This is a genomic window from Saccharopolyspora sp. NPDC002376 (assembly GCF_053593195.1).
This window is the reverse complement of sequence record NZ_JBSFBZ010000059.1, coordinates 40,475-50,065: the sequence shown is the minus strand read 5'-3', so window position 1 is coordinate 50,065 and position 9,591 is coordinate 40,475. Positions and strand designations below refer to the sequence as shown.

Sequence of the window (9,591 nt, the reverse complement as noted above, 5' to 3'; positions counted from 1 at the left end):
TTCGTTTCCCGTTCCCGTTTCGTTATCTCCCGGATATCGAACCAGTTTAGAGTTATCAACCGCGAAAGCGATTCGCATTTTCAAAGTCTTCGTTTTAGAGCCAGGCCAGCCTACCACTCGTTTGTGGAGACTTGGTCGTGACCCCGCGTCAGGCTCGTTCCGGTTTTCCCGGCCCGTGTCGCGCTGACCTGGATAACATTACACACCCCGAAACACCCCCTGAACACCACCCCCCCTTAACGGAAAATCACCAGGTCAGGTGGCATTTCGAGGCCCAAGAGGACGGTCAGCTCCTCGAGCGTGGATTCGACGTCCCGGTGGTGCACTCCGACCATTCCTGCTTCCACCGCTCCGACGACATTCCGATGGAGGTCGTCGACGAACACGCACTGCTGCGGTTCCAGCCCCAGACGGCGAGCGGTCAACAGGTAGATCTCGCGGCTCGGTTTGGCGACCGCCACCTCTCCGGAGAGGACGACCGCGTCGAAGACGTCCGCAACTCGCGGGTCCGGCAGTCCACTGGCATTGGAGACGACCGCCGTGCGGATCCCGCTCCGGCGAGCGTGGCGCGCCACTTCGAGCAGCGGCGGCACATCGGCCGAGGCTCGGCCCGGATCGTCGAGCACTCCGGCGTAGTCCAGGAGCAGTCCCGTGAGTTCCACGGGCAGCACGGTAGCTCACACGATCGAGCGGTCCGCGGCGAAAAGTGACCTGATTCCGGGGGTTGGTTCCTCAGTACTGCGAGGAGTTCTTCCACCGAGATCCGGAGGTCCCATGACCGCAGTCCTCGCACCCGACGCCCCGACCGCGCCACCCGCCGTCGAGGACCTGGACGAACGGAGCGCCATCTCCGTCGCGACGTGCGTCGGCGGGTACGTGTTCGACGCGCTCTCCGGCCGGCGGACCGTGCACGACATCGGCGCGCACGTTTCCTCGCGAGTAGCCAGACTGCTGCTCAACACCCGGCTGGACGCAGCACAAGGCCCGGAGCACCGGGTTCGTTCCGTGCACGCCTGTCCGATCACCGAGTTCGCGGTGGAGGCGTGCATGGTCGTCGGAACGAACGACCGGGTCCGGGCCCTGGTGTTGCGGGTCGAGCGGGACGGCGGGCGCTGGGTGTGCACCCGCCTGTCCCTGCTCTGATCAGCGCCGCCGGTTCTTCTTCGCATCAGCGCGAGCAGCCGCCCGACGCTCACGGCGAGTGCCGCCGCGACCCTCCGGGTCCTGCCCGTCATCGCTGCTGGTCTCGACGCCACCGGTCTCGTTCGGACCGGAGTAGCTCAGCCGCTGCTGGCCCGGGGTGCCGAGCCCCTTGCCGCGCAGTGCGCTGGGGACGTTCTCCCCGTCGGAGGCCGACCCGCCGCCGAGCTGGCTCAGCGCGGGTCCAGCCGATGCCGGGCGGGCCCGCTTCGGCTGCGGGGCCGGCGGCGGGGTCTGCTGGACGTCGGGGGCGGCACCGCCACGGGCCTGGCTCACCGAGACCGGGACGGCGGGCTCCTCCGGCGCGGGCTGCGGCTCGGCAGCCTCCACCTGGACGTTGAACAGGAACCCGACGGACTCCTCCTTGAGCGCCTCCAGCATCGCCCCGAACATGTCGAAGCCCTCGCGGCGGTACTCGATCAGCGGGTCGCGCTGCGCCATCGCGCGCAGCCCGATGCCCTCCTTGAGGTAGTCCATCTCGTAGAGGTGCTCGCGCCACTTGCGGTCCAGGACGCTGAGCACCACCCGGCGCTCCAGCTCGCGCATCGCACCCGGGCCGACCTTCCCGTCGACCTCGGCCTCGCGCTTGGCGTAAGCCGCGCGCGCGTCGTCGATGACCAGCTCGAGCAGTCGCTCCTTGGTGAGGTCCTCATCGGAGTCGACGAGCTCCTCCCAGTCGATGCCCACCGGGTAGAGCGCCTTCAGCGCGGCCCAGAGCTTCTCGAAGTCCCAGTCCTCGGAGTAGCCCTCGGCGGTCTCCGCATCGACGTAGGCGGTGACCACGTCGCTGAGCATGTGGTTGATCTGCTCCTGCAGGTCCTCACCGGCCAGCACGCGGTGCCGCTCGTCGTAGATGACGGTCCGCTGCTGGTTCATGACCTCGTCGTACTTGAGGACGTTCTTGCGGATCTCCATGTTCTGCTGCTCGACCTGGGTCTGCGCGCTGCGGATCGCGCGGCTGACCATCTTGTGCTCGATCGGCACGTCGTCGGGAACCTTGAGCCGGGTCATCACCGTCTCGACCATGGCCGCGTTGAACCGCCGCATCAGCTCGTCGCCCAGCGACAGGTAGAACCGGGACTCACCCGGGTCGCCCTGACGGCCGGAACGACCGCGCAGCTGGTTGTCGATGCGCCGGGACTCGTGGCGCTCGGTGCCGAGCACGTAGAGGCCACCGCTGGCGCGGACCTCCTCGGCTTCGGCTTCGGCCTGCGCCTTGATCTTCTTCACGACCGCGGGCCACGCGGCCTCGTACTCCTCGCGGTTCTGCACCGGGTCCAGGCCGCGGGCGCGCAGTTCGGCGTCGGAGAGGTGGTCGACGTTGCCGCCCAGCACGATGTCGGTACCGCGACCAGCCATGTTGGTGGCGACGGTGACAGCGCCCTTGCGGCCGGCCTCCGCGATGATCGCGGCCTCTCGCGAGTGGTTCTTCGCGTTGAGAACGCTGTGCGGGATGCCCTTCTGGGTCAGCAGCTTCGACAGGTACTCGGAGCGCTCGACGCTGGTGGTGCCGACCAGCACCGGCTGCCCGGCCTGGTGGCGTTCCTCGATGTCCTCGGCGACCGCCTCGAACTTGGCCGGCTCGGTCTTGTAGACCAGGTCGGGCTGGTCCGCGCGGGCCAGCGGCTCGTTGGTCGGGATCGGCACCACGCCGAGCTTGTAGGTGGTGTGGAACTCGGCCGCCTCGGTCTCGGCGGTACCGGTCATGCCGCCGAGCTTGCCGTAGAGGCGGAAGTAGTTCTGCAGCGTGATCGTGGCCAGCGTCTGGTTCTCGGCCTTGATCTCGACGCCTTCCTTGGCCTCGATCGCCTGGTGCATGCCCTCGTTGAAGCGGCGCCCGGCCAGGATGCGGCCGGTGAACTCGTCGACGATCAGCACCTCGCCGTCGCGGACGATGTACTCCTTGTCGCGGTTGTAGAGCTCCTTGGCCTTGAGCGCGTTGTTCAGGTAGCCGACCAGCGGGGTGTTCGCGGCCTCGTAGAGGTTCTCGATGCCTAGCTGGTCCTCGATGATCGAGACGCCCTCTTCGGTGACGCCGACGGTGCGCTTGCGCTCGTCGACCTCGTAGTGCTCGTCGCGCTTGAGCATCGGGGCGAGCCGGGCGAACTCCTGGTACCACCGGGACGACTGGTCCGCGGGGCCGGAGATGATCAGCGGCGTCCGGGCCTCGTCGATCAGGATGGAGTCGACCTCGTCGACGATGGCGAAGTTGTGCCCGCGCTGCACGCAGTCGGCGAGGCTCCAGGCCATGTTGTCGCGCAGGTAGTCGAAGCCGAACTCGTTGTTCGTGCCGTAGGTGACGTCCGCTGCGTAGGCCTCGCGCCGCTGGTCCGGGGTCATCTCGGCGAGGATCGCGCCGACCTCCAGACCGAGGAAGCGGTGCACGCGGCCCATCCACTCGGCGTCGCGTCGGGCGAGGTAGTCGTTGACCGTGACGACGTGCACGCCCTTGCCGGTGATCGCGTTGAGATAGGCGGGCAGCACGCAGGTGAGGGTCTTGCCCTCACCGGTCTTCATCTCGGAGATGTTGCCCAGGTGCAGCGACGCGCCACCCATCAGCTGCACGTCGTAGTGGCGCTGGCCGAGGGTGCGCTTGGCGCCTTCGCGAGCGACCGCGAAGGCCTCTGGCAGCAGCTCGTCGAGCGATTCGCCGTCGGCGTGGCGGCGCTTGAACTCGTCGGTCTTGCCCCGCAGCTCGGCGTCGGACAGAGCGGCTACGTCGCCTTCGAGCTCATTGATGTGCGCTGCGATGGCGCGCAGGCGCTTGAGCATCTTGCCCTCGCCGGCGCGGAGCAGTCGGGACAGGACCATCCGGTCGACCTCACTAGCTGATCGTGACGCGTCCGTCACGGACGCTTTGTGGTCATCGTATTAGAGCTGGTGGCGGGGACGGGCCATCCGGTGCGGTCGGGTGGCGGACCCGCGCACACGCAGCTGTCCCCCGCGAACCACGGTACGCGGGGGACAGCCGTTCGGGTCGGCGTTGGCACAGACTCGCCCTACAGGGCGTCCGCCAATCTGATCACTCCGTAGTCGAATCCCTTCCGCCGGTAGACCACGCTCGGCCTACCGCTGTCGGCATCGGAGAAGAGGTAGAAGTCGTGTCCGACCAGTTCCATCTGGTAGAGGGCCTGGTCGACCGTCATCGGCTTGGCCGAGTGCTCCTTCTCCCGAACGATGCTGCCCGGTTCGTAACCGTTCTCAGCCATGCGCTGTCCGGGGACTTCGGCGCTGTACTCGGGTGCTTCCTGGGGCGCTTCGAGCAGCTGGGTGCGGCCCTCGGCCGCTCCGGAGCCCATCACGACGGGCCGGTCCGCCATCGCTGCGGTCGCCTCTGCCACGGAAGTCGGGTTGTGCTGTCCGTAGTGCACCTTTCTACGGTCGTGCATGCGCCGGAGGCGGCTCTCCAGCTTGGTCGTAGCGGCGTCGAGCGCGGCGTAGAAGTCGCCGGCGCAGGCCTCGGCGCGCACCGGCGTGCCCTTGCCAACCAGAGTGATCTCGACTCGCTGGCAGTTCTTGGCCTGGCGGGGGTTGCGCTCGTGGAAGAGCTCCACGTCCGCCCGGATTGCCTTCTTGTTGTACCGCTCAAGCCGGGTCAACTTGGTGTTGACGTGGTCCCGGTAGTGCTCGGGAACCTCGACGTTTCGACCCTTGACGACGATATCCATTCACGACCTCCGATTCCGTAGGAGAGGTGCGTGGCGCCAGACTGCGCGGTCAGCTCGCTTCCGGCGCCAGGGACATGGGATTTCGCTCCTTCCCTCCGCCAGGGGTTGGCTGGATTGACAGGCACGTTAGCTCGGTTTACCGATTTGTGACACCCCCCGTGTCGGGCGAAGTCAAGCGGCCACTGAGAGTGATTGGTGCCACCGTTCGAAGCACGTGCGAAGCGTGCGCGGACAGTGCTCGCAAGGACTCTCCACCCCGGATTTTCACCCGTTCGGCCGCTCCCCGCGAGTGCACCGCGCGAAGCCATGGTGGGGGCGGAATTTGCCTGCTCATAAACGGAAAACGCGTGCGTGGCGGGAGAAGTTCCCGGGTTCGCCCACGCAGCGGTGGTTCACTCGTTCGTCTCATCCCGCCGTCGCGGTCAGGCTCAGCACCGCTTCGAACGCCCGACCTGCGGTTCCGAGCACTTCCAAGCAGGCCGCGGCGGTCGCTGCGGTGGTGATGACGTCGTCGATCAGGACCAGTTGCGCTGTTCGCGGGGGAATTCGACCGTTCCGGACCAGTACTCGGCCAGACAGGTTGCGCACCCGTTCGGCCGCATCCAGCCCGGTCGAGTCCGCTGCTCCGCGCGCGGTCACCAGGCAGTCCGCTACCTCGGTGGACCAGCCCTGAGCGCTGAGCAGGGCCGACATCCGGTGCGCGATGCGGAGCACGTGCGCGCCGCCGCGGCGCCGGGCAGCGATGGCTCGGGACGGTGCTGGCACGAGGCACCAGCGGTGGTCGAGCTGGTGTTCTCCGGTGATCGCGCGCAGCCCGGTGGCTAAATGCCTGGCCAGCGGATCGGCGAGGTGGCGTTGACCGGACTCCTTGTAAGCCAGGATCGCGCGGCGGGCTGCGTCGCGATAGCGGCCGAGCGCGTACACCGGTGGCTCGGGCGGCAACAGCGGGCGTTCGACGCGGTGGAGTCCGCCGAGTTCGCGGGAACAGTCCGGGCACCACGCTGTGCCCGCCGTGCCGCAGCCCGCGCAGTGCAGCGGCAGCAGCAGGTCAATCAGTCCGGAACGCCCGTCGCGGAGCCAGGAAGCGCGCATCGGCCGAGCATGGCGCAAAACGGCCTGCCGACTCACCGACGAGTGTCGGGCGCTGATCGCCCGGCGAACCGCCCCGTCACCCGGTCGATGGTCACGAGCTCGGGCGAGGTCAGTGACGCGCGGTCGTCAACGGCGGTTCCCGTGCTGATGTTGGTCAGCCGGGGAAGAACGGCACGGAGCTGCTGCCGATGCGCGGTTCCAGCAGGGACCACACGTCGTTCGGATCGCGGGACGACCAGATGTTGCTGCGGTCGGCGACGATCACCGTCGGACCAGGGCCCACAGTGACCGTCTTCATCGGCTGACCCAGGTTCGCCGACGTGTAGGCCTTCCAGAGGAAGCCGTCCACCGACACCTCGTACACCGGGGAGCTGTTGCTGTCGGTGATCACCGCCAGCGACTCCTTGTCCCGCCACTCCAGACCCAAGATCTGCGCGTCCTGCGGGGCGGGCAACGCGATCGGGCGCTGCAGCACGACCGCACCGTCCTGATCGGACACCGCGCCGATCACCAGCCGCCCGTCGATCACCGCCGCGACCCGGGTGCCGTCGCGGGACAACCGCAGATCCGTGATCGGCCGCCCCTGGGTGAACTGCTGGGAGTCGACCTTCTCCACCGACCAATCGCCAGCGCTGCTGCTGCGGGCCCGGATCACGTCGCGGCCGCCGACGACGGTCCACACCTCGGAGCTCCCGCGCCAGGTCGGCTTGCTCATGAAGCTGCCGACCGGACCCAGTTCGGCGAGGGCATCGCCGTACGGCCCGACCCGCAGCGCAACCTCGTCCGGACTCCGCCGGGTCACCGCGGCGATCTTGCTCCCGTCAGGCGACTGACCGGCCAGAACCACCTGGTACTCACCGGACCCGGCCGGTCCGGGAACCGGATCGGCACTGCTGTCCAGCCGCCTGAGCCGCTCGTCGATCACGGCCAGACCACCCAGGTCCTGGCGCGGGACGTTGTTGACCTCGAACTGGGTGAGGTCGGTCGGCCGCAGGTCCTGCGCGGACGGCAGCAGCGGCATGCCCTCCTCCTGCAACCGCACCCGCGCGTTGCTGACCTTCTGCAGGGTGAACACGACCTGGGCGGCGATCAGCCACCGCGAATCGTCGGAGACGTTGCCGAGATTGCTGAGGTTGACCTCCAGCGCGCCGTCGCCGGTGGCCTCGCTGGTGTTGGTCCGGGGATGCACTCCCGGCGGGATGGCGGTGTGCAGCGCCGAGCGCAGCCCGTCCGACGGTCCGGCGGTCAGCAGGTCGATGACCCGGCGCGGCAACGTGCTCGCCGGCTGGGAGGCCACGTAGCGCACGTCCGGCACGACGCCGCTGGAGTCGTGGTCGAGGAAGTAGATCGGCACCGAGCGGTAGACGCTGCTGAACGAGTTCTTGCTGACCACCATTTCAGGCGGGGGCGTGGTGATCCGCCACTTCCCGTCGCGCTGGCGCTCGACCCGCACGTTGGTCTCGTACTCGCCGACGTCCGGTACGAAGGAGGAGTCCGGCAGCAGGCGTCCGACCTTGTCCGCCTTCAGCGTCACCATCTGCACGCCGTCGGGGCCCGGCTGCTGGACCGGGATGGTGTCGACGTTGTCCACGATCAGCAGGCCGGGCGTCGGCAACCACTGCTTGGCCTGCACCTCGTCGAGGTGCATCCGGGCCGCCTCGTGGTTGCTGGCCGGCGACGCGGAGTCCACGAACCGGCGGACCAAGGCCAACGGGTCGAGGTTGTCGGGCGGCGGGGTCACCTCGGTGGTCGAGTTGCGCTCGTCGGCTTCTCGCACGGCGACCGGATCCGACTCCTCCGGAATCGACGCGCACGCGGTCAGCGGGATCAGCAGCGCGGAGAGCACCGCCAGGCAGCGAGTGGCCCGGCCTCCCATCATTCGTCCTCCCAGGTGTCCTCGGACAGCCGGGCGGGACCCCGATCGTGGATCTCGCCATCACCGGCTTCGGTGTCCTGCGGCCGCTCCACCGAGGCTGCCAGCAGCGCTTCCGGTGCGGCGATGCGGCGGGTGCCGGGCAGCGGCAGCGGACTGCTGTCGAACTCCGCACCCGGCCGTCGGGGCAGGGTGACGCGGAAGCACGAACCTTCGCCCGGCTCGCCCCAGGCGTCCAGGGCGCCGCCGTGCAACCGAGCGTCCTCCAGGCTGATCGACAAGCCCAGCCCAGTGCCGCCGGTGCGCCGGTTCCGGGACGGATCGGCCCGCCAGAACCTGGTGAACACCAGCTCGGCCTCGCCGGAGCGCAGACCGACGCCGTAATCCCGGACGGTCACCGCGACGGCCTGCTCGTTGCTGCCGAAGCGGACCTCCACCGGTCCGTCCTCGGCGTGGTCGATCGCGTTGGCCACCAGGTTGCGCATGATCCGCTCGAGCCGGCGGGCATCGGCGACGATGGCCAGCTCGCCGTCACCGCCGGACGGCACGATCACCCGTAGCTCGACGCCGCCGTCGTCGGCGATCGGGCGCAGGGCCTCCGCCGAACGTTCCACCAGCTCGGCGAGGTCGACCTGCTCGGCGGACAGGTCCGCCACGCCGGCGTCCAGGCGGGAGATCTCCAGCAAATCGCCCAGCAGCAGTTCGAAGCGGTCCAGTTCGTCGACCAGCAGCTCGGTGGAGCGGGACAGGCCGGGTGGGAACTGCTCGCGGGAGGCGTGCAGCACGTCGGCTGCCATCCGCACCGTCGTCAGCGGGGTGCGCAGCTCGTGCGAGACGTCGGAGGTGAACCGGCGCTGCAGCAGGCCGAACTCCTCCAGCTGCGTGATCTGCTGCTTGAGGCTGTCGGCCATCTCGTTGAACGACTCGGCGAGGCGGGCGACGTCGTCCTCGCCGATCACCCGCATGCGCTTGTCCAGGTCGCCCTCGGCGAGCTGCTCGGCGATCTGCGCGGCCTGCCGCACCGGCCGCACGATCTGGCGGGTCACCAGGTTCGTGATCAGCCCCAGCAGGACCAGCAGCACGGCGCCGCTGACCAGCAGGGTCTGCTGCACGACGCGGAGGGTCTCCTGCTCCGCGGCGAGCGGGAACATCATGTACAGCTGCAGCGACCGGGTGGCGCTGCCGACCGGCGTGCCCACGATCAGCATCGTGACCGGGCCGCTGTCCCGCGGCACGGTCTTGATCTTGGTCGCGAGCTGGCCGCGTTCGGCGAACAGGCGCAGGTCGTCGGGCACGTCGCTCACCGGACCGGCGAACGGCTGCTCGCTGCGGTCGACCGGCGCGAGCCCGTCGACCAGCACCGGGGTGAACGCGCCCGCCACCGTTTCCGTCGTGGACTGGCCGGAGGAGGACGTCGTCAGCCGGTTCAGCGCTGCCTTGAGCTGCTCGGAAACGCTGTCGGAGTTGGGGTCGACCGCGGTGAGCTCGCGCTCGAGGATCGGCAGGCTGGTGTCGACCTGCGTGAGCACGGCTTTTTCCTTGGAGTTCAGCAGCTGGGAGGTGATCTGCCACTGCAGCACCATGCCCAGCACGATCACCACGGCCAGCGAGAGAGCGAGGGTGCTGACGACCACGCGCAGCTGCATCGAGCGGCGCCAGATCGACTCGAAGCGGCGCCAGCGGTCGCGGACCTCTTCCCGGACACGACTCACCAGCCACCGCACCCAGCGGCTCCGACGCGTCCACACGTTCACGGCA

7 protein-coding genes are annotated in these 9,591 nt (G+C 68.7%); 1 reads left to right on the top strand and 6 read right to left on the bottom strand.

Going from position 1 to position 9,591, the window contains the following annotated elements; translation table 11 throughout:
- Positions 1 to 236 precede the first annotated feature (236 nt).
- Positions 237 to 662, bottom strand: a complete 426-nt coding sequence (locus ACWCO2_RS30070) for an HAD-IA family hydrolase (RefSeq protein ID WP_450131160.1) — start codon at positions 660 to 662, stop codon at positions 237 to 239.
- A 112-nt stretch (positions 663 to 774) separates the two neighbouring features.
- On the opposite strand from ACWCO2_RS30070, the gene ACWCO2_RS30065 reads away from it, so the two are divergent.
- A complete protein-coding gene (locus ACWCO2_RS30065) occupies positions 775 to 1,143 on the top strand; it encodes an Rv3235 family protein (protein WP_450131159.1) in 369 nt (122 codons plus the stop codon).
- Here the strand turns inward: ACWCO2_RS30065 and secA are convergent, their stop codons facing one another.
- The 5 genes from secA to mtrB form a co-directional block, all read right to left on the bottom strand.
- On the bottom strand, positions 1,144 to 4,011 hold the full coding sequence (gene secA / locus ACWCO2_RS30060) for a preprotein translocase subunit SecA (RefSeq protein ID WP_450131158.1): 2,868 nt from the start codon (positions 4,009 to 4,011) through the stop codon (positions 1,144 to 1,146).
- 188 nt (positions 4,012 to 4,199) lie between these two features.
- A complete protein-coding gene (hpf, locus tag ACWCO2_RS30055) occupies positions 4,200 to 4,868 on the bottom strand; it encodes a ribosome hibernation-promoting factor, HPF/YfiA family (protein WP_450131157.1) in 669 nt (222 codons plus the stop codon).
- 405 nt (positions 4,869 to 5,273) lie between these two features.
- A complete protein-coding gene (locus ACWCO2_RS30050; RefSeq protein WP_450131156.1) occupies positions 5,274 to 5,960 on the bottom strand; it encodes a ComF family protein in 687 nt (228 codons plus the stop codon).
- Positions 5,961 to 6,114: 154 nt separating this feature from the next.
- The gene (locus ACWCO2_RS30045) at positions 6,115 to 7,839 is read right to left on the bottom strand and encodes an LpqB family beta-propeller domain-containing protein (RefSeq protein ID WP_450131155.1); all 1,725 of its coding nucleotides are present in this window, start codon (positions 7,837 to 7,839) and stop codon (positions 6,115 to 6,117) included.
- Positions 7,836 to 9,545 carry an MtrAB system histidine kinase MtrB gene (mtrB, locus tag ACWCO2_RS30040; protein ID WP_450131154.1) on the bottom strand — a complete coding sequence of 570 codons (1,710 nt, stop codon included), beginning with the start codon at positions 9,543 to 9,545 and terminating at the stop codon, positions 7,836 to 7,838. Before mtrB ends, ACWCO2_RS30045 begins: the two co-directional genes overlap by 4 nt.
- Positions 9,546 to 9,591 lie beyond the last annotated feature (46 nt).